Genomic DNA, 21,458 nt, shown 5'->3' on the forward strand with positions numbered 1-21,458 from the left:
AACCATTATACATTTCCACCATGCTGTTCAAAAATTACTCTTGAAAGATCAACACGCCCTAAGTACTTTTAATATTATTATATATTTTAAACACGTCGAGTTGTTCTGCTGAAACGGGACGTTGAAAAAAATAACCCTGTGCAAAATCGCACTGCTGTTGCTTCAGAATATTCAAGTTACTTTGAGTTTCTACTCCTTCAGCTATAATTTTCATGTCTAGTTGCTTGCCCATGGCAATAATAGTTGAGGCTATCGTATCGTAATCACTGACGAAGCTCTTATCGATTTTTAATACATCAAAAGGAAGTTGTCTTAAATAACTCAAACAAGAATAACCCGTTCCAAAGTCATCCATTAACAATCGAACACCCATCTCAGAAAGCTCATTTAGTGTTTTCAAAAAAACATCATTATTAGAAACAGTCATACTTTCTGTAATTTCAAGATCTAAGCAATGTGGTGGAATATCAAACTCAGCCAGTATTTTTTGAACTAACTTAGGAAAGTTCGGGTTAAATAACTGGTAAGGAGATACATTCACTGCAATATTTAACTTACTAGCTCCGCTCTCGCGCCATAATTTATTCTGTTGGCAAGCATTCCTTAATACCCATTCTCCTATCTCCATAATCTGCCCCGAATACTCAGCAATAGGAATAAAGATATCAGGAGAAACACTCGTCTCTTCGTTTAACTGCCAACGTAGTAAAGCTTCTGTGCCTTGAGTGGCAAAATTATTTAAATTAACGACAGGCTGATAAACAATATTCAGTTGGTCTTTCGCGATAGCTGTTCGTAATTGTGATTCATAAGATAAACGACGTGTATGATCTTTACTAAAGATATCTTGATAAAATAGATACTGATTTTTACCCTCTTTTTTAGCCTTATACATTGCCGTATCAGCGAATTTAACAAGACTCTCTGCATCTTTTGCATTCTTTGGATAAATTGAAATACCAATACTTGCAGTAACATAAACCTCTGTATTATCTAAAGAAATAGGATCAGCAATCACCTTGATCAGTCTTTCGGCAATGTCTCTAACTTTATGACTATTAGTAGTAGAGAAATTGATAATAGCGACAAATTCATCACCTCCAAACCTGAATACAGAATCTTTATCTCTGATCATATTACCTAAACGACTCGCTATAATATTCAATAACTTGTCACCTTGAGCATGCCCTTTTGTATCATTCACATCTTTAAAGCGGTCTAGGTCAATAAAGAAAACTGCAAACTTATCATTATCGGGCATCAAAATATTTTTATTGATTACTTTGTCTAACGCATTTCGATTAGGCAACCCAGTTAAGGTGTCTTTATGAGCAAGCTGTTTATTTTTTTCTTCGCTAATAACGAGTTTATCTTTTGTTTCTTGCATTCTTTTAACGACTGTTCTAATAGCTTTAGTAATAGTAAATGCCATTAGAAAAAGAACAATCGATAATATAACGGTCATCATCGTTGAGGTTTTGACAATAAAGTTACTGAGTTTATTGACCGGTCCAATAAACTCGATAGAGTTAAGTCTAAATTTTTTATAACCTACATTAAGTTCCATTTTCATTACAGATTGCGAGATCAAGCCTTGATCAAACAACTGAATACTTTCTAATAAATCATCAGCTATTTTAATATCCTTTTTACAAATGCCGATGATACTTTCAGCATTAATCATTCTCATCAAAAGGTGGTCAATGCTGCTAGGCAATGCAACGCAAGCTTCAGGTTGATCTTGAATTTTTTTTACAACGTTTTTAAGAACGTTAGTATCAGGAACTGCATTAGGATAACGGGCAATGAGGTCATTGAGTTCGATGATGTAATTAAAGTGTTGGCTATTAAGTTGATGGAATCTTGCAGCATCTGAAATTTTAAAGGCGCAGGCTACAACAATGAGAGAAAATAATGAAATAAGCAGCATTAGAATCGTGAGTTGTTTGTTGATCGTCATTCAAAATCCATTGGTTATTTCAATACTCAGTGGGTTTATCAATGTTACCCAAAGTATGATGGTGTCAGCTCAGTTTAGAGGCTAGTTTAGGACAACATCATAAAATGACAAATATTAAATATCCCTCTTCAATACAATATAATTTATGCAACGCAGTTCGGATAAAGCCATCTAACTAAACAGGCTAGTTATTGACAGGTTGTTTGGTACACAAGCACACCTAAATATTGTTATTAACTAATTTAGTAGTCTAAAATGGTTAATATAAAACTTCATCTATACATTAAAAAGCGGCTCGCTGATCAGCTTTCTAATTTTGTATATGAGTAGTAACAGGCATACATAAATGTTAATTAAGTGGTATTAAATTATCTGAGGCATAACTTAGGACACAAGAGCAATAATATAAAGTTTATTCACTCTCTCAATATTAATGTTGATTTACTTAGACGTAATTAAAATAATTAAAATAATTTAGTTTCTCTATACTTAGCAAAAAAATTCCATGGCCTAATCGTCAGTGATAAGCTTCAATCCCTTAATAAAACCCAATAATTGAAATCAAATAATAGGACATGGCTCCCTGATAACAGAGCATGACAAAAGCACACTCATTTCAACTAAGTAGTTAATAATGTTGTTTCAAAAAATGAATAATATCTTGAGACTCATATAACCATTGATCACGCTTACCCTTTTCTGTCATTAGTAAGCAAGGTACTTGTACTTTACCGCCTCCCGCCATAAGCTCTTTTCTTAACTTATCATACACATCCAAATCTTTATAAGTAACACCAATGTGGCGACTCTGAATAACTTTAATGACTCGTTTACAGTATGGACAGTGCCCCATATGATAAAGGGTTAATTTCATAAAAATGCCTCTCTTAATTATGCTGGTAAATAATTGCATTGATAAATAATTGTGTTGGTAAATAATTGTGTTGGTAAATATTTTTCTTGTCACATAATAGTACAGCTACATAATATTTATCGATAAACATCTATTTTAAAATGCTAAATAATACCGATTACATTAAATAAGTGATCTAAATTTTGCGCAGGAAAAATGAGTTAGTTCAAGGCGAAAATTTAGCTAAATGGTTGTTCCCTTTACGAAATTTACAACGAAGAAATAAGTTATTTTAACAAGTAAAATAGATAACTTAATTAGTGTGATTGGTATAACCACTATCTCCGTTACCAACCAAGATGCATTATTCAGTCACTAATGCCGATGCCAAGACAAGGCGTAACATGATGACAATAGCTAGTCCTTATTAAAGGTTATAACGCAGTATTAGTTTTCGAGTTTTCGATCCTTAGGGCAAGTACTGAAGCAATCCCCCTCGTTGTTAGAAAGTGTCGATTTAACCCGTTAGATCTTTACCTTTATGCCTAGAATCTGTTTACCTTACGACTTGTTGATTTTTGCATCTTGAATGGTGACGGGTATATATTAACGTCATGATTTTACTCACTCCCTTCCTGTTTAAGGAGATAGTCTTTTAATAGGTTGGTATTACGTGTATTTGCTTTAAAAAAGGCGTCGAACACATCACCAACCAATGGAATCAAACCACCTAAAAAATCAATTAACATATTACCTATCATTTTCAGCTTGATACGTTTACTCACTCCCATCCGTTGTGCTTCTAGCAAGACATAACTTGATAAAATAAATCCAGCAGCATCACCAACAACAGGCACTACCCCTATAATAGCGTCGACCCCAATATTAAATTGAGTAAAAGGAATACGAATACTACTATCAGTCATTTTACTAAAGCGCTCAAGACGCCTTATTGCAGCGTGTGTTTTTTGTTGAGAGCGCTTTATATCTTCTGTTTGTGCTTTATTTGGCATCGTTTATTACCCGTTTAATAAAATATATATACCCGTTAGCTTGAAAACCAACTCTACGTTGCAACCTTCAATAAGGGCTCCTCATTGTGATCGTGTTGCGCCTTGATTAAAGCCCAAGGTGACGACTGAACCAAACACCTTGAACGGTAACGCGCATAAATTAACTTTATATTTACTTTCAATAACATCAGCGAAATATACCTCTTTATAAATAACAACTTTGATGCCTTAAAATAATAATGTAGGATAACTTATCAATTATTATCTGATATTAGCTAGTTTGTGAGCTCAAGGATGAAGTTAACAATAGCTCGACTATAAATGGATCTATAACCAAAGAGAAAGATAATGCAATCGACAATGACGGACGACAATATTGCAACAACCTCAGTAAGAAAACTAAAATGGCGTTATACAATCGCCTTATCAGTTATTGCTATTTTAATTGTCATCTCACAACTCACTATGCAATCTTTATTAGCCGCGCAACAATACGACTCAAATGTCATTAATATTGCTGGTAGGCAACGAATGCTAAGCCAAAAAATAACAAAATTAAGTTATTACATCTTAACAGCAGAATCTGAGCAAAAAGCATCACTCTCTCGGGTCGAGCTTGATCAAACAAAGACATTATGGGAAAAGTCTCATTTAGGGTTATTAAATGGAAATGAAAGCTTAAATTTACCCGGAAATAATAGCCAACCGATAAAAGAGTTATTTACGCAAATAACCCCGCACTTTAAGACCATCCTAAACTCATCAAATATTATAATAAGTACCACCGATCCAACTCAGTTAAAAAAACACATAAAAAATATCACCCTGAATGAAAATGAATTTTTAACGATTATGAATAAAATCGTATTTCAGTATGCAAAAGAAGCGAATGCTAAAGTCACCTCGGCAGAAAGAATTGAAATAATATTAATGGTTGCAACCTTGATAATACTTCTTTTAGAGTTTTTATTTATTTTCACGCCTGCTGCCCATAGCCTACGAAAAAGCCTTAATACATTAACTCAAAATAAACATGATCTAGAGAACCTATTCGACGCGAGTCCTATTTCGATGTTATTAGTTGATCCGACTGAATTATCGATAGTACAAGTCAATGAAAAGGCCATCTCATTAATAGGAGACCCTTTTGGCCAAACACCAAAAGCACACTTAGAGAACTATTTAGATGTCAATTTTGAAAATAACAAAGTCTTCATTGAAAAGCTTAAAAATGGTTCGAACCTCAATGAATATGAAATTGTTATTTTGAATACACAAGGCAGCGTTAACGAAACACTGATATCGGTACGCAGTATTAATTTTAATGGAAAACCAACGGCGGTGATTGGTATAACCAACATTAGCGAGCTTAAAAAAGCACAACAAGAGCTTTTTCATTACGCTTCTTTTGATGATATGACCGGGTTATTAAATCGTCGGACAGGGTTAATTTTCTTGAACAAAGAGATGCAAAAAGTTGATGCAAACCACAGCACTTTATCGGTCTGCTTTATTGATATAGACGGTTTAAAATATGTAAATGATAAGTTCGGTCATGCAGAAGGAGATTGGTTAATACAAACGGCCTCTAATGCACTTAACGATATAATCAGAAGTGGCGACGCGGCGATTAGATTGGGAGGAGATGAACTATTACTAGTATTAAGCCAATGTTCAATCGAGCAAGCAGAACAAGTGATCGCCAGAGTAGAAATAGCGTTAGAAAATGCAAGCGCCTCAGATAACAAACCATTCTCTTTAAACTTTAGTTACGGAATAACCACCTACACGAGTAATAGAAATATTACATCAGACGAACTAATTACAGAGTCAGATGAAATAATGTATCACGCTAAAAAGGCTAAAAAGAAAAATAAGGTGCATTGCTCAACGACAAAACCAGCGTTAACTCCTTCGTATTAGCTCATTATGAGAATATTAAGGTATTAAGGTATTAAGGTATTAAGGTATGGAGTTATTAAGGTATGAAGTTATTAAGTTATTAAGTTACTGGCTATAAAAAGCCTCATATACTGAATCGAGGCTTTAAAAATAACGACTAGTACAAGTTATCCAACAAGTGATTGTCGAATTACTTCACATCACTTTCATTAATAACGCCTTTTAATGCCAAGGTGCCATTAATAGCAGCGGGGAATCCACAATAAACACTCATTAAAATCATTATCTCTCGAATTTCTATTTGGCTAACGCCGATATGTAAAGCCGCTTTAATATGAAACTTAAGCTGTGGTGTAGCCGTTCCCATGGCCGTTAACGCAGCAATGGTCGCCATTTCTCTGTGTTTACTATCTAAAGCAGACCTTGAGAAAATATCAGAAAAGCCATATTCAATGACCAACCTAGCGAGATCGGGTGAAATGTCTTTAAACGTAGATTCTAGGTTTTCAACTTGATTAGCGTGCAACGTATTGAGAGTTTGTGCTCCTAGCGCATAACGGGAAACACCTTTAAGCGTAGAAGAAGAATGCATAACCCCTGCTTCATCTTGCTTACCTTCGAGTTTACGCTCTGCCACCACGTCTTTTAAGGCTAACATACCATTAATCGCACTTGGGAAGCCTGCATAGCTAGACATTTGTAATATTACTTCTTGGATTTCAGCAATATTAGCGCCTACGTTCAATGCGCCGTGAATATGTACTTTTAATTGTGGTGCTGCATTTCCCATCGCAGTTAGTGCAGCCACTACGGTTAGCTCTTTCGACTTAAGTGCCAACTCAGTTCGGTTATAAACATCACCAAATCCATATTCGATAATATATTTGACTAAGTCTGGCGAGCAATCAATTAAGCTCTCAACGACCTTTTCACCGGCCTCTTTATCAATGATTTTTAAATTTTTTAATCCTGTTTCATAACGTTCATTTAAAGTAGTCATATTAGCCTCTGTTCATTAATGGGATGAACAATAGCCTAATCCTTAGAGTAAGCTCTAAGTCAACCCTTTAATTTTTATTAATAACGTTTTCATAGTAGATAATTTTTTCTTTTATCTTTTTAAGGTGTAACGCTTCTAAGACTATTTTCTCTTCTAAGAGCACAGCATGATCTTGCAACAACTCCTTCCTTTGTTCAGCAGTCGATTCGCCCTGCTCTCTTAAATCGGCGTAAAGCTTTATATTATCGAGCGGCATGCCCATCTTTTTTAAGCGTTTCACAAACTGAATCCAATCGATATCCTTTGAAGTAAAAAAACGGTGTCCATTGGCATTTCTTGCAATGTGCTTTAACACCCCAATTTTTTCATAATAGCGAATAGTATGCGCAGATATGTTTGTTAAAGTTGCAAAGCGTTGAATATTGATAAGGCCTCCTAAGCAGGTAATACGTTGGAATGAGGAAATAATGGTTGGCAGTTCAATTTTAAGGATATCAGTTATTTACTTTGTACAATGAGTAATTATAAAAAAGAACACGAAAACGATTTTTAGAGAAACTTTACAGCCTCAATGCCACAATAAGCAGTTGGTTATACTTTGTGATGAACGAACAAAGCCAACAGTTTTTATCCACTTAATTGCCTTGCTATATTTTAAGCAGGCTGGTTTTTCGGTTCGTTATTCATTCTGGGCAAAGGCTTATTATTAGCAACAACAAGCTAAAGGGAAACCACATAATAGTATCATTAGAGCCTTAGCCTTTAAGTGGTTCAGGATAGTATTTAGATGTTGGAAAACTAACACTCCCTATGATGAATCAACCTATTTAGCGGCGCTAAAAAGAAGAGACTCACCGCTTTTAAAATTTGCAATTAATAGTTAAATTTTACTAGCGGTCCACCTCAGGGCGTGTTGTTATGTTTTGTTACGTGCATATTTCCAGTAAACGTAATTCAAAAAGTGATCGGTCTCTATAAAATCTTCAGCACCTATATCTTTTGATAGAGTACTCATAAACTCAGCATAACTTTTGTAGTCATTACTTTTAAAGCTACCAGGCTCTTTAAATTCTAAACCCCAGAGATACTTTACACTGCCAATAGGATTTTTATTCAACACAGGAAATTTACTAGGTTTAAATGTAGTCAAAAGTTCAGTAATAACATTAAAACCAAGACCAGTAATACTGTTTTTGAAAGGTAATATTTTATTAAATACCTGTTCAGGATTTTGTATTAGTATGTCCTTATCAGTAGCAACTTCAACAAAACTTATGAATTCCTTATAACTTTTAGCAACGATATTTTTTGATCTAAATATGCTCCCTGAATGCCATAATTGACCTTCACCAGCGGCACCAACTAATTTTTCGTAAACTGAAATGAAATCATCTTTATTTTTTATATTATTAGAATTTATTTTCCGTACTAATTTTTTTGCTTCTTTATAATTTTGTCTTTTTTGCTGAAGATTATCCATTTCTTTTGGATTAGAACAGTACTCTTTATAATATTTCATAACCAGTGGAGAATTTAGTGTTTCATGAATAATTTTTTTTGCTTTTTTTGTCGCTTTTTCTATTTCAGTATTATGAATATTACACTCTTCTTCATACGCTTTTATTTTTAAATGACTAGCACTCTCACAATCAGAATTGGTTATTATTTCCTCATAGAAACTCACTACTTGATCAAATAAATCGTCATTATTTTTTGTATAAAATGAAGCCTCTGTATTTGAGATTAACCCTCCATTAGTTAGGTTAGCTGAACCTATTAATGTCGATTTGGTTTTAGCATTTCTAACGCTGTATATTTTAGGGTGAAAAGTAGAACTCTTACTTTTATATAGATATAAATTTACACCTTTATATTTTTGCTTTAATTCATAAAGAACGTATAAAGCTTCAGCATCTGTTATATAAAGATCTAATCCAATGACAAGGTTTACCACACCTTTGTTTATTAATACATTTTCGATTGAAGTCAATACAGAAGTTAAGCCTGAAGACTTCAAAAATGCGACAGCAATATATACTTTTTGCGCCCCAGATAGCATCTTATTGATAGTTTCTAGATGACCAAAATTGTTGTTAGTGACTAACATATTAAACCTTAGATATTTTGATAAATGATTAGAAACATAACGAGGCTGTAGAATTTCTCATTTCAGCCTGTTTATTTTAAATAAAAATGACAGTAGCTTACATTTACTTGAGATTAAATAGATTATTTTGTTTTTATTAACTAATTGATTAAATTGAGTCATAAATGGGATTAGAGGGTTAAACATGAGGGATTTATTGAGTTAAGGGCTTAGCCCTTACGTTAATAATTTTGGGTGTCCCTACTTTTTTCGAACTTTTTTCTTTTATTGTTTTTTGGTTCGTCTACGCTAATTTGCGCAATTAGGTTCTTATCAGCTGAGGTTTCACCCTGTCGGCGACATCCTTTCTTTTACCAGAAAAGAAAGAATGCAAAGAAACTGGCCACCGGATCACTTTCTTATCCAAACGCTAATTGCCTTTCTTAACGCACCAGCTCATACAGCACATCCATGTGCTGAGTGTACTTACAGCAAACGTCTTGTTTGCTGTTGCTGAAAGTAATTTATCGCTTGGGAAAGTTTTACGGTGCGGGAGTTGTAGCCACATCGAGCATCGTTTTTCTTGGGATTTTTAAGTCGTATTTTTAAAAGGCAAAAAACAAGACTTGACCCTATTTTCCTTTTTCAGCATCACCAAGTATTGTTGGGATTTCTACTTTCAGAACCTTATCTGATTTAGCAATTGGGATACCAAATTCTAACAAATATGCTCTTATTTGGTTTGCTTGTGCTCTTTTCGTTGAAACTAATGCAGCTCTGGCACCATCCATACAATTTAAGCTTTGATCTTCAGCTGTAATTAAACGAGAGGATTTTATATTAGGCTGTAAAGCAGCAACTGATATTGCAATCGCATCATTAGCATCTGTTTTCTGACCTTGTAAAAAAGATTTTACAAGCCTTGCTGGTATTGCCTTTACTTCATGCCCCTGAGCTTTCGCAAAACGAGCCCAGTAATGTGTACCACCACATGACTCCATTGCAACAAGTGATTTTTTTTCTAGAGTTAAAATTTCTTTTAATCTTTTACGATTAACAGCTTTATTGTAAATAACATTTCCAAAACTATCTGTTTTACAAACTTGAAAAACTGTTTTAGCTAAATCGATCGCGAGAACACCATACTTATTCATATAAGACTCCTTTAATTGCTACAAATCAGATCACTTAAATCTTAGTAGATAAGGTTAGGGAGTCCATACATCTTGTTTGTTAGGTTTGTTCCGCGACATTAAATTGATTTAGACGTAACTTGTGATTCAATGTGCTACGGATATTATTCCCACCCCATAGTCATTAAAAAACACCTTATTTAGATAATATTGAATCTAACAATTCGGTGGCTTTTTCATGCTTCAAAGAAAAAACATACTCCTTTAATTTCAAAACATTAGCCTTAATTTTTACATTCCGAATATTACGTTCACTAATAGTGTCTAAATTCAAACCGTTAGTTATTGAAAGAATAGTTTTTTCGAAAAAATCTGGATGCTTATTATTACTACTCGCAAAACATTTGAATAAATTTAAAGCAACATTGACAGAGTCTGTAACATGAGAAAAACTCATATACTCGTCTATTACAGACTCATTATTATTTGCAATAATATCATCGACTAATAACAATAAGTCATCACTATCATTTTCTTTGGGATCTGTTCGTAACCACCTTTCGATTAACCCGATATAAAAAGTACCACCTGAAAGTCTGATATAAATTCGCTCAAAAAGCTGTTCCGATTTGAATACCTTCATAGCATGTTTTAATGAAAATTTATCTTTATAGAATATTTTATACAAATATGTATCAATTTGGGCAGCATCTTCAAATGTACTTTCATTATTATAAAATTTGTTAGAGCTACTGGAGTTTAATGTGCAGGCTAAACTATAGAAGTTTATACGATGAGTTTTAGATTTTAATTTTGTTTCTATTTTCAACATAACTTCAGCTAAAATGTCCAACTTACATTCAGAATCAACATAAGATCTCAATAATTGAGCTAATTTCACTTCATCATGGTCAAAACTACCTTCATGAAATGGTTCCCTATCATATTGAACTAATTTTAAATTAATTAGTAAATAAATAACATTTTCAAAAATATTCGCAATTAGATCTTTATCCATATTACTTAAAATTCTAATTTGGGATAGCAGGAATAAGCTTGTTAAAGGTATGGTGGTATTTAAATGTGGCTTAAAAAGATTTTCAATGACTTCATAGTCATCGACTTGTTTATCAATCATAGAAAATAGTAATTCAAAAACGACATGCCAAACCGGATCTCCTAAATTATCTTTAATTACTTTATCCCTTAAACTTATGTTTGCGGGGTTATTGTTGTAGTTCATACAAATAAAGTTGGCGGTATAATATTCAGAAAATGTTTTATGGGTAAAGTTATTATCAAAATAAATAGATCGTTTTTCTGCATACTTTATAAATTTTTCAGCGCTGTCTTTTGCTTCTTCAATATCATCACAGTTTCTTTTTTTAAATAAATAATCTGCAATGTGCAAAATAGCCATTTCATTCGTGGCTTTTTTATCGTTACTATTCTGACAATACTGCCAATAAGCTAAGCTACTAAATGCCCCTTTAATATTTCTAATATTTTTAATGTCAAATTTCAATTCTTTTTCTTCAATATCTCTTTTTTCAACCAATGTTTCTGTTATTGATTCATACACTTCTAATCTTGAATCTGGTATTTGAACATTATTCAATGCAAGCATAGACATTAGCGATAAAATTAATGGATTACTTTTAAGTTCTACGCTTACATTCTGAATTTGAGATTTACAATTAGTCGCCTCTTGAACTCTCAATTTTTTATTATTTATCTGAGTCGAAAAGAAGTTATCGATGAACTCTTCTACTTGGGGCTCTATAAAAGGTAAAATTGAAAGTTTATCAAAATACTCTTTATCAAACTCCACGTCATTGAACCCGATAAATCTGGAAGTAACAATGCACTTCACTTTAGGGTAGCTATTGCAAAAGTTTTTTATGACGTTCACAGTGTTTTCTTTCTGAGAAATATCAAAAATTTCGTCAAGTCCATCAAATAGAAAAACAGTTTGTGTATGTTCAATTATTTCTTCTAGTATATTTTTTTCCACTTCAAGTTGATATTCAGAATTTAATAATATTTTCAGGTATTCTAATATTGATAGGTTATTCCGATTATTTTCTTGGATATATTTTCTTAGCTCAACTCTAAAAGGTGTTTCGTTAGCTAATTCAAATATTTTAATCATTATGTTTTTTACAAGTAAAGATTTGCCAGCTCCAGGATCCCCTAGAATGATCTGGTGATGAGTAGAATTCAAAATATATTCTGTTGTTAAATTGTTATCTTCTGCATTTTCTCCATAACTATCATTAATCTCTGTATCTTTTTTGTCTTGAATTCGCTTAAGCAACGGCTCTACATAAAGGCTCGATATAGTCATATTTTGAGGTTTGTTAAACCTTGTGGCATGACCAATGAACCTTACAGAGGATAGATATGTTAAAGCTGTTTCTTTATATTTTTTCAGAAAAACAATTCTCTTAGGTTTCAAATCAGGTGATATATTATCACTAATTTTCTGGAGCTCATTTAACACCGGTTGAGTTTCTAAAACAGTTTTAATTTCAAAAAATTCATTTGTTAATGCTTGATATTTGCTTACATACCCATTGATATCGCTACCTTGTAACCATTCCACTTTTAGATTATTAAGTGTTCCTATGAGTTCTTTCTTTATATTTTTATACTTAAGTTTATTAAATGCTTCATATTTACCAATAACTGATGTGGTCCACTCTTCTAGTTTTCCTGATTGAGTAATTTGCTTATTAAAGCCATTTAAAAGTTCAATTGTTGTATTTGCAGCTTTATGAGAAATGACAAAGTAATATTGAAACTTATGTATATTTGGAATTAGACTACTATCGATAATCGAATGGAGAACAAATTTAATTATCTCTTTAGCGGCGCTTGGCTGTGTAAGATTACCACTAGAATTTAATTTACACTGAACTAAGCCACTAGCTGTTCCATGATTGTATAGTGATATATCACGTCCTTTTTCACCGACTCCACACATCAATGTTGCTTTATCGTGATATGAGACTAATTCATCTTGTATGCGGAACTCAAATAGTCTATGAGAAAATTCTTCAAAGCGACGGTCAGAAAAATCATTAAAATTAACTGAGTTGTTAGATATAAGTTTAGTTTTATTATTCATAGTATTAACTATCCTGCTAGAGTGATTTATTCAGAAATAATAAAAACACTCGTAATGTATTGATAAGCAATTATTATTAATCCTACAGCATAAAAATTGATGAAGGAATGCATTGATTTGGCTAAAAATTACAACATAAAATTGATTTAAACGTAAGTTGCAAACCAATACACAAATTGGATTACCCAGAAAACCTAACAGTGTTACTAAGCCGAATCATTCCGTATTAACAGCGGAAGTACGGAATAGTTTAATTTGTTAAAATATACGCTGTCGGAACATAAAAACAATGCTTTAAAGCTAATAATCAAAAAATAATCATGGGGATAGGCAGAAAAATTCCGTATTAATAACAAAAGTACGGAATGATGGCGATCTGTGCATAAACACATATAAATTTAGAAGAGAATGCCAGTTATTTTCTGAACCCTGTAATGCATCAAAGAGTCTTAACTAGCTTTACCATTCGCATTAGCGATTCAAGTTACTTGTTCAGGTTAATGGCATCACTTTTTTGAACAGGCAATTTTAAAGAAATAATGCTTGTGAGTAATAAAAACGCAAAAGCAATCCATAAACATGCGGCAAAGCCATACACTTGATACACCCAACCCGATAACAAAGTTCCTATTAAGCGCCCCATTGCATTGGCCATATAATAGAAACCAACATCTAAAGATACGCCATCTTCTTTTGCGTAGCTGATAATCAAGTAAGAATGTAATGAAGAGTTAACTGCAAAAATGGCCCCAAAAACTAATAAACCAATGCCTATAAACCATTGAACTTGCCACTGTAATTCAACACCAAAAGCTAAAAGCCCAGTCACAAACGTTAAAAAGCAACACCACAAAACAGCACTTTTACCATTGGGAGCATGACCATGGTCAGAATGGCCACTTGAAAAGTAGTGTGTAATTTTAGGAGCAACACCTTGAACGACACCATAAAGGATCACCCAAACCGCAATAAAACTGCCTACCACGGCATGCTCCCACCCAAAGGTACTGGCTAAATAAATAGGCAAAGCCACCACAAACCAAACATCACGAGAAGCGAATAAGAATAGTCGTGCGGCTGAGAGGATATTGACAGGTCCTGATTTAGAAAACATTTGTGAGAACTTAGGTTTGGTTTTTGCCTTACCTAAGTCTTTTTCTAAATAAACAATACTTAACACAAAGACGAAGGCCAACACTGACGCCATTAACACTAACGCCATTTGAAACCCTAGGGTGGTGAGTAATAACCCCCCTAAGAAAAAGCCCGCCCCTTTTAATGCATTTTTAGAGCCCGTTAAAATGGCAACCCATTGATATAATTTACCTTGCTGATCATTGGGTATTAATGTTTTTATCGCGCTTTTTGCGCTCATTTTATTCAGGTCTTTAGCAATACCGGATAACGCTTGAGCCCCCATCACCCAAGCTACACTTAACCAATCGCTAGGCACTGTCAGTAAGAGTAACGCCACTACTTGTAATGCAAGGCCAATATTCATGGTACGATTTAAGCCAATTTTTGCACCTAACCAACCACCAATTAAATTGGTCACGACACCGAAGATTTCGTAAAATAAAAACAACAAAGCGATATTTAAAGGGCTGTATCCTAGTTGATAAAAATACAACACCACCAACATACGTAATGCACCATCAGTTACCGTAAAATTCCAATAATTAAAGGTGACTAATAAATACTGACGCAATGATTTATCAAGTTGTAAAAACCACTTCATTGTTTCGTTTCCTAGATTGAGCAAATGCCTTAACGTGAAATAAATAGCATTAACATAAAGAGTGCTAAATTAGATAGCGTTAGGCTAACCCAACTTTTTTCATTAACTCGGCAGTACGTGTTGCGTAGCCCATTTCATTGTCATACCACGCGTAGATTTTTAACATGCGCTTGCCAATCATCATGGTTGATAACGCATCGACAATCGTTGAACGTTGATCGCCACGGTAATCAATCGATACTAATGGGCGAGTTTCAAATCCTAAAATTCCAGCTAATTCGCCTTCTGAAGCATCCGATAATAATTGATTCACTTCTTCTGCCGTTGTATCACGATCTAATTCAAAAACAATGTCTGTCAACGATGCATTAGCTAATGGCACGCGAACAGCGTGACCGTTTATTTTGTCTTTCAATTCTGGGAATATTTCAACAATCGCTTTAGCAGAGCCAGTTGTGGTTGGAATCAAACTCATGCCACAAGCACGCGCTCGACGTAAGTCTTTATGCGGTGCATCTAGAATAGTTTGTGTATTAGTTAAATCATGAATAGTGGTGAAAGCAGCATTAGTAATGCCAATTTTCTCATGAATCACTTTTACAATAGGCGCTAAACAGTTAGTGGTACAAGACGCCGCAGTTACAATTTTATGTCGCTCTGCATTAAATACATGGTCATTAACACCCACTACGATGTTAGCAATATCAGCATGTTTCACGGGTGCAGAGACCACCACTCGTTTAACACCTTGTGCGATATATTTATCTAATAACACTTTTTCACGGTGTACGCCTGTTGCTTCAACAACGACATCACACCCCGACCAATCAACGGCATCAATGTCTTTTTGTTGGCTCATTGCAATTGATTTACCTGCAATGGTCATTGTGCTGTCTGTACTTTCAACGGCATGTGCCCAGCGACCTTGAATTGAATCAAACTCTAATAAATGCGCTAACGTTTTTGCATCACCCGCTACATCGTTAATTTGTACAAATTCAACGTCAGGCCAATCAAATGAAGCTCTCATTACTAAACGACCAATACGCCCAAATCCATTTATGCCTACTTTAATTGTCATTACTCTTCTCACTCTATTGATAATATTAATAAAACGTTTTAGTTTTGGTAACTTATAGTTTTAGTTGCTTATAAATAATTCTTTACAACATTGTTACCTGATTTTGACCTAGTTCTTAACCTAGCTTTTAACGTAAGTTACTGTTAGTTATTTACTCGTTGAGGTTGCCACTTGATAATTAGCAATATCTTGTTGGTATTCTGCTTTTAAGCAATTCGAGGCAGTCAAACCTGCAATCACTTTGCGCATCCATCCCGGTAATTCTGAGTTAACAAGGTAATACACCCACTGACCATCTCGTTGATCGAGCAATACACCTGATTGACGTAAGATAGCTAAGTGCCTAGAAATTTTAGGTTGGCTTTGATCAAGAGCAGCACATAACTCGCCAACACTGACTCGCTCTTCTCGCGCAATTAAGATCAAACAACGTAAACGTGTTTCATCGGATAACATTTTAAAAAATTGATGGGGCAACATAAGAACATCCACATATACGAATATCCACATATATTAAATAATCAAACTTATAAATCAAGGTATTATTTATAAGTTGCCTGTTAAAGGCCCAATGATGTTTTTATATGCTTGATCAATAAGCAAAAAATTTATTAAATAATTTAAAACTGAAGTCAATAAATAGAAATGAATGAAAAAGTTGAATGGAAGTAGATATGTGAAACGAAGTGAATCAAAACAGTTGTATGGAAGTATTTATTACTGTTTATGCCATCTCAGCCTATAAGCTAATGAGGCGAATGCTGTTAAAAAACAAAAGCTATACGGATCCTTTTTAGTTTGATTATGTTGCTGTATCAGGATTTTACAACCTTCCTGATTAACTTTGCCCCCTGTTTCTACTTCTGTAAATAGGCAAATCCATTTTCATAATGATCTATTTTAATAGGCGTGAAACATAATGTTCTGACGAGCTTAGTGTCTTGATTATCATTTATTATATCGTTTTGTTTATTACCATCATCAACCTCTTGATCGTCATTCCATAGTATTTCTGCAGAGACGGTTATTTGTATTGCATGGCCTAACTGAGTATCGAAAAATAATAAACTAGCGATTGGGTTTAGTAATAAATTGCCTATGGTATTAAAAAAACCATTACCATAATAATCTTCCACTAATAATTGGCCTGATTCATTAACCTCTACGAATCCAGCGTCTCCACCGCGATGAGAAATATCAGTGCCGCGATTATTCAATAGCTCACCATCATCAAAACAACTCGCAATAAAAAAGGTATCTGCATTGGTAATCATCTGTTTTATGGTTTTATCGGTACTTATTTTAGTTTCTAACGCCACTTCTGTTATGGAAGGAAAACGTTGATAGTCAGGATTAAAAGCCCATGTTTTAGGTTGAATATATTTAGGACAATTCCCAAAACTTTGCAGTACTTTGACCGTTATGCTTTTCTGATTAATATCGGTGACAATGACGTTGATGCGATTACGTCTTTTTGACTGAAATTCAAGACCCAGTAAACCTATTCTATCGCCGACTTTAACGCTTTGATTAGTAAAGTCGCCTATCGAATATTGAAGGTTAATAACCAGCTTACTTGGGTCTGGTGATGAAACAAAACCTGGTTCACCAAATAATACACTGGCACAAGTCTGCGACTGAAAATTTGTATAGCCAATAAACATCATGGTTAGCGATTCAAAAAAATCTCGATGTTGTTGAGGCATCAATTCACGAATGAATTTAGGCCCCACTTCTGCCATACGTTGTTCAGTACCGATTCGTTTTTGTGCAATTAACTCACCGTGATGCCAACTGTTTGCCACTGTATTATTCATAAAAGTACTTTACTCGCTGATCAGTTCTAATCTAACGCCACCAGGAATCAAACACATCATGTGTACAAAAGGTGAATCGCCTAATGCTTCAGGTGCAAACTCAATCTCAACATCTTCAAGTTTAAGTAGATTTTGATATAACGCGTTTAATTGCTCAATGGTGTTCACTTTTAGTGCAAAATGGTGAAGCCCTACATTTTTTGTACGATCAAATTTAACCGTGTTCTCTGTATCTTTGATCTGCCATAACGTTAACATTACCGTTCCATCAGATACAAAAATAGCAGGATACGCTGGTACTTCCCCTACTTTTTTAAAGTTTAGTTGTTCAATAAAAAAATCGGATGTTTGTTTGATGTCTGGAATAGTCAGGCCTAAATGATGAATACCTGACGTTTCAATTTTTGTTGTAACGGTTGCTGCATTGCTGCTTTCTGTTGATTTTGGTGATTTTGGTGATGATGTAGAGCACATAATAAATAGCCTTTTAGTTAATTTTTATTGTAATAATTAATTTTTGTTGTAATAAGTATAGTTGAAAAAACAAGGTGAACAACTCTGTACACCACTATAAGTGAACAGAACTGTTTACGTCAAGTTTAAATTGGTTATAATTTGGTTATCATGTACCGTTTAATAAAAATCGGTAGCTAAAAGGACAAGCAATAATATGCAACCAAGAAAACAACATTTAATCGATACGGCACTGATTTTATTTAATCAGTTTGGCTACCATACAACGGGTATTGATTTGATTTTAGCTGAATCAGGTGTTTCAAAAGCAACGCTATATAAACACTTCCGCAGTAAAGAAGCGTTAATATTGGCAGCATTACAACTTCGTCATGAGCAGGTAGTTAGTAAATTGCAGGCTAAAATTGAAGATAATAAAAAAAACCAAGAAACGGTTGATCCGGTTGAGAACGTATTGTTTATTTTCGATGATTTAAATGAATGGTTTAATAGTGACACTTTCTTTGGCTGTAACTTTATTAATGTCAGTGCGGAATATGCCGATCCAGCACATCCGATCAAACTATTTGCTACAAAACACAAACAAGTCATTGTTGATATTATTGCAGAACAATTAGCGACTGAAGATAACCATGAAGTCAATAAACAGAAAGCAGATCAAATAGGTCTATTGATTGAAGGTGCTATTGTGATGGCCCACACTCGAGGTATGAAACACGCAGCATTGATTGCAAAAGAGATGGCTAGACACTTACTTTAAAAATTATTGGCTTTAAAAGTATTAGCTTTAAAAGTATTGGCTTTAAAGAGATTCATTTAAAGGTACTGGGTTTAAAGAAATTGACTTAAAGGTATTGGCTTAAAGGGATTATTTTAACAGCTTTTTCAGCATAGACAGTTTGCCCTTATAAGGAGGGTAAACAAAAGAGAGATCAAGCCAAGTTGCCGCTTTCAATACGCTTTTTTGATGAGAAAAACAGTCGAATCCAAATTTACCATGATAACGACCAATGCCACTATTACCAACGCCACCAAAGGGTAAATTAGGATTTGCAGCGTGCTGTAAGCAATGGTTCACCACAACACCACCAGCTTGAATTTTGGATAACAATAAGTGTTGAACCTGTTTGTCTTCACTGAAAATATAAGCTGCTAAAGGATGATCAGATAACTGATCAATAATGGTTAACACGTCATCTAATTCTGAAAAACTAATAACAGGTAAAACAGGACCAAATATTTCTTGCTGCATGATAGGATCATTTAGCGTTACATTCGCCATTACCGTCGGGGCAATATAACGTCTTTCAACATCGACCTGCCCGCCAACAATCACTTTATCTAAATCAATTAACTCACTAATTCGTGATGCATGTTTTTTATTGACGATACGACCAAAATCTTCACTTTCACTCGCATCTTTGCCGTAAATAGACTCAATACGTTGTGCTATTTTTGTTAGGAATAAGTCTTTAACTGAATCGTCGACCAACACATAATCAGACGCAATACAGGTTTGCCCTGCATTCAGCATCTTTCCATAAACAATACGCTTTACCGCAATATCAATATTCGCATCAGCGCAAACAATACAAGGACTTTTACCACCTAGCTCTAGTGTCACCGGCGTTAAATGCTCTGCGGCTTGTTTCATCACTAACTTACCGACTTCTGTACTGCCAGTAAAAAAGATATGGTCAAATTTTTGTGCGAGTAAAGCCGTCACCTCTTCTACGCCCCCATTAATACAATTAACGTAATTAGCTGCAAATGTTGACTCAATGAGCTTTTTTAAAACAAGACTCACATTGGGTGTTAGTTCTGAGGTTTTTATTGTGCAGCAATTTCCGGCTGAAAGTGCAGCTATTAAGGGAGATAAAGTTAGCGACACGGGATAATTAAAAGGAGATATGATTAAACAAACACCCAGCGGCGATGGGTGAATATAACTTTTAGCAGGTTGTATAAATAAAGGTGACTTTACCTTTTTAGGCTTCATCCAGTGTTTTAATTGTTTAACAACCAAGTCAATTTCATGTAGAACCAATCCAATTTCTGTCATGTAAGATTCGAACTCAGGCTTTCCTAAGTCGAGCGCTAATGCTTCATTTAAATCTTTTTGATAGTACTGAATGGCCTCTTTTAATGAGATCAGTTGTTGCTTTCGATAATCGAAAGAAAAAGGCAGGTGAGCAATAAAAAAATCACGTTGCTCTTGAATACTTTGTTCGTATTTATTCATTAAAAACATGATGAATAAACTTAGTATTAATGATTAAGATAATAACTTTCAATGCTTATTGGCTAACTTGGGATACAGTCGTTAGGCTTAATAACTCTGCAAAACCATCTTCATCACTCAATGTAATGTGGCCAATCGCTGATGGAGAAAAAGCCGGTACACCTGCTGCTGGCGCTAACTCACCAACGATATAACCCACTAACGGTAAATGTGAAACCAGTAATACAGATTTAACCCCTTCCGCCTGTAAAGCTAAGAGTTCGTCTACTGTTTTTCGTGCACTACCACTAGGCGTTAAACAAGGTAACACTTGGATATTAGTCACACCTTCAAAAAAAGGACTAACTGACTCCCAAGTTTGTTGTGCTCTTACGTAAGGACTCACTAATGCAGCGTCTAACGTCACGCCTTCTTTAATAAGATACTTAGCCATTAACTCTGATTCTTCACGACCAATATCCGTTAAATTACGTTCAGCATCTGAAAAAGCCATCATTTCCGCCTGTCCGTGGCGCATTATATATATTTGCATTCATTTCTCCTGAACAAAAAAAGCCCCATAACAATAAAGTATAGAGCTTATAATAACTATGTAGTCATGGTCGCTATGTAGTCATGATTCAATAACCAATAAATAGAGTTATTGCTAGCATCAACCATATTTTTATTAATCTTTTACTGGTGTATCACCAGACATCTTTAAAATACCTACAGCCGCAATAAATACAGCACAAAAACCTGCAATAAAAATGGTTGGCATCGCCATGTAACCTAATACGTGCCAAATGATCGATTCTAATTCACTCATTGCCGTTCCTTAATAAAATTAAATAATGACTTCTATTGCTCATACAAATGATACTTCAATATAGCTCAAAGAAAAGAATAAAGGGGCTTTTTCAGCAAAGCTTTTGATCTATTACAAGAATAAATCTTATTCGTTATAAAAAGTTTATGTTTTTTAGTTTGTTTTAGGAACTTTTGGTGCTTGAAGTTGCCCTCTATTGGCAGTATATTTTCTTCCATACA

General features: G+C 34.3%; 18 protein-coding genes and 2 pseudogenes. 3 read left to right on the forward strand and 17 right to left on the reverse strand.

Going from position 1 to position 21,458, the window contains the following annotated elements; translation table 11 throughout:
- Positions 1-58: 58 nt before the first annotated feature.
- From V6255_RS08330 to V6255_RS08340, 3 genes are all read right to left on the reverse strand, one after another.
- Positions 59-1,960 carry a putative bifunctional diguanylate cyclase/phosphodiesterase gene (locus tag V6255_RS08330; protein ID WP_341627732.1) on the reverse strand — a complete coding sequence of 634 codons (1,902 nt, stop codon included), beginning with the start codon at positions 1,958-1,960 and terminating at the stop codon, positions 59-61.
- Positions 1,961-2,588: 628 nt separating this feature from the next.
- Positions 2,589-2,834: a glutaredoxin family protein gene (locus V6255_RS08335; RefSeq protein ID WP_341627733.1), complete on the reverse strand. Its 246-nt coding sequence runs from the start codon at positions 2,832-2,834 to the stop codon at positions 2,589-2,591.
- Between the two features lie 599 nt (positions 2,835-3,433).
- On the reverse strand, positions 3,434-3,826 hold the full coding sequence (locus V6255_RS08340; RefSeq protein WP_341627734.1) for a DUF4112 domain-containing protein: 393 nt from the start codon (positions 3,824-3,826) through the stop codon (positions 3,434-3,436).
- 348 nt (positions 3,827-4,174) lie between these two features.
- Here V6255_RS08340 and V6255_RS08345 point away from each other — a divergent pair, with 348 nt between their 5' ends.
- Positions 4,175-5,749, forward strand: coding sequence for a diguanylate cyclase domain-containing protein (locus tag V6255_RS08345; protein ID WP_341627735.1), 1,575 nt, complete (start codon positions 4,175-4,177; stop codon positions 5,747-5,749).
- Between the two features lie 169 nt (positions 5,750-5,918).
- Here V6255_RS08345 and V6255_RS08350 read toward each other — a convergent pair whose 3' ends face one another.
- The 3 genes and pseudogenes from V6255_RS08350 to V6255_RS08360 form a co-directional block, all read right to left on the reverse strand.
- Positions 5,919-6,320, reverse strand: coding sequence for a carboxymuconolactone decarboxylase family protein (locus V6255_RS08350; RefSeq protein WP_425355918.1), 402 nt, complete (start codon positions 6,318-6,320; stop codon positions 5,919-5,921).
- A gap of 27 nt (positions 6,321-6,347) precedes the next feature.
- Positions 6,348-6,728: pseudogene (locus V6255_RS08355) on the reverse strand (carboxymuconolactone decarboxylase family protein); the annotation flags it as partial.
- Positions 6,729-6,795: 67 nt separating this feature from the next.
- Positions 6,796-7,212, reverse strand: coding sequence for a MerR family transcriptional regulator (locus tag V6255_RS08360; RefSeq protein WP_341627787.1), 417 nt, complete (start codon positions 7,210-7,212; stop codon positions 6,796-6,798).
- A gap of 196 nt (positions 7,213-7,408) precedes the next feature.
- On the opposite strand from V6255_RS08360, the pseudogene V6255_RS08365 reads away from it, so the two are divergent.
- Positions 7,409-7,612 (forward strand): annotated as a pseudogene (locus tag V6255_RS08365) (IS110 family transposase); the annotation flags it as partial.
- A gap of 32 nt (positions 7,613-7,644) precedes the next feature.
- Here V6255_RS08365 and V6255_RS08370 read toward each other — a convergent pair.
- The 8 genes from V6255_RS08370 to V6255_RS08405 form a co-directional block, all read right to left on the reverse strand.
- Positions 7,645-8,835, reverse strand: coding sequence for a restriction endonuclease PLD domain-containing protein (locus tag V6255_RS08370; protein WP_341627736.1), 1,191 nt, complete (start codon positions 8,833-8,835; stop codon positions 7,645-7,647).
- Between the two features lie 611 nt (positions 8,836-9,446).
- The gene (locus V6255_RS08375) at positions 9,447-9,968 is read right to left on the reverse strand and encodes an IS110 family transposase (RefSeq protein ID WP_341627737.1); all 522 of its coding nucleotides are present in this window, start codon (positions 9,966-9,968) and stop codon (positions 9,447-9,449) included.
- A gap of 175 nt (positions 9,969-10,143) precedes the next feature.
- Entirely contained in the window at positions 10,144-13,077 is a 2,934-nt protein-coding gene (locus V6255_RS08380) for an NACHT domain-containing protein (RefSeq protein ID WP_341627738.1), read from the reverse strand.
- Positions 13,078-13,561: 484 nt separating this feature from the next.
- Positions 13,562-14,815 (reverse strand): organoarsenical effux MFS transporter ArsJ, encoded by a 1,254-nt coding sequence (gene arsJ / locus V6255_RS08385; protein ID WP_341627739.1) that lies wholly within the window; start codon positions 14,813-14,815, stop codon positions 13,562-13,564.
- Between the two features lie 79 nt (positions 14,816-14,894).
- Positions 14,895-15,896 carry an ArsJ-associated glyceraldehyde-3-phosphate dehydrogenase gene (locus V6255_RS08390; protein ID WP_341627740.1) on the reverse strand — a complete coding sequence of 334 codons (1,002 nt, stop codon included), beginning with the start codon at positions 15,894-15,896 and terminating at the stop codon, positions 14,895-14,897.
- 147 nt (positions 15,897-16,043) lie between these two features.
- Positions 16,044-16,376, reverse strand: a complete 333-nt coding sequence (locus V6255_RS08395) for a metalloregulator ArsR/SmtB family transcription factor (RefSeq protein WP_341627741.1) — start codon at positions 16,374-16,376, stop codon at positions 16,044-16,046.
- Positions 16,377-16,753: 377 nt separating this feature from the next.
- Positions 16,754-17,713, reverse strand: coding sequence for a pyridoxamine 5'-phosphate oxidase family protein (locus V6255_RS08400; RefSeq protein ID WP_341627742.1), 960 nt, complete (start codon positions 17,711-17,713; stop codon positions 16,754-16,756).
- A 9-nt stretch (positions 17,714-17,722) separates the two neighbouring features.
- Positions 17,723-18,187 carry a VOC family protein gene (locus tag V6255_RS08405; protein ID WP_341627743.1) on the reverse strand — a complete coding sequence of 155 codons (465 nt, stop codon included), beginning with the start codon at positions 18,185-18,187 and terminating at the stop codon, positions 17,723-17,725.
- 196 nt (positions 18,188-18,383) lie between these two features.
- Here V6255_RS08405 and V6255_RS08410 point away from each other — a divergent pair, with 196 nt between their 5' ends.
- Positions 18,384-18,947 (forward strand): TetR/AcrR family transcriptional regulator, encoded by a 564-nt coding sequence (locus V6255_RS08410; RefSeq protein WP_341627744.1) that lies wholly within the window; start codon positions 18,384-18,386, stop codon positions 18,945-18,947.
- Positions 18,948-19,055: 108 nt separating this feature from the next.
- On the opposite strand, the gene V6255_RS08415 is transcribed toward V6255_RS08410, so the two are convergent.
- From V6255_RS08415 to V6255_RS08425, 3 genes are all read right to left on the reverse strand, one after another.
- On the reverse strand, positions 19,056-20,429 hold the full coding sequence (locus tag V6255_RS08415) for an aldehyde dehydrogenase (protein ID WP_341627745.1): 1,374 nt from the start codon (positions 20,427-20,429) through the stop codon (positions 19,056-19,058).
- 55 nt (positions 20,430-20,484) lie between these two features.
- The gene (gene sixA / locus V6255_RS08420) at positions 20,485-20,961 is read right to left on the reverse strand and encodes a phosphohistidine phosphatase SixA (RefSeq protein ID WP_341627746.1); all 477 of its coding nucleotides are present in this window, start codon (positions 20,959-20,961) and stop codon (positions 20,485-20,487) included.
- A 135-nt stretch (positions 20,962-21,096) separates the two neighbouring features.
- Positions 21,097-21,237 carry a TIGR02808 family protein gene (locus V6255_RS08425; RefSeq protein ID WP_081695378.1) on the reverse strand — a complete coding sequence of 47 codons (141 nt, stop codon included), beginning with the start codon at positions 21,235-21,237 and terminating at the stop codon, positions 21,097-21,099.
- Positions 21,238-21,458 lie beyond the last annotated feature (221 nt).

The organism is Psychromonas arctica (assembly GCF_038155225.1).
Taxonomy (GTDB): Bacteria; Pseudomonadota; Gammaproteobacteria; order Enterobacterales; family Psychromonadaceae; genus Psychromonas; species Psychromonas arctica_B.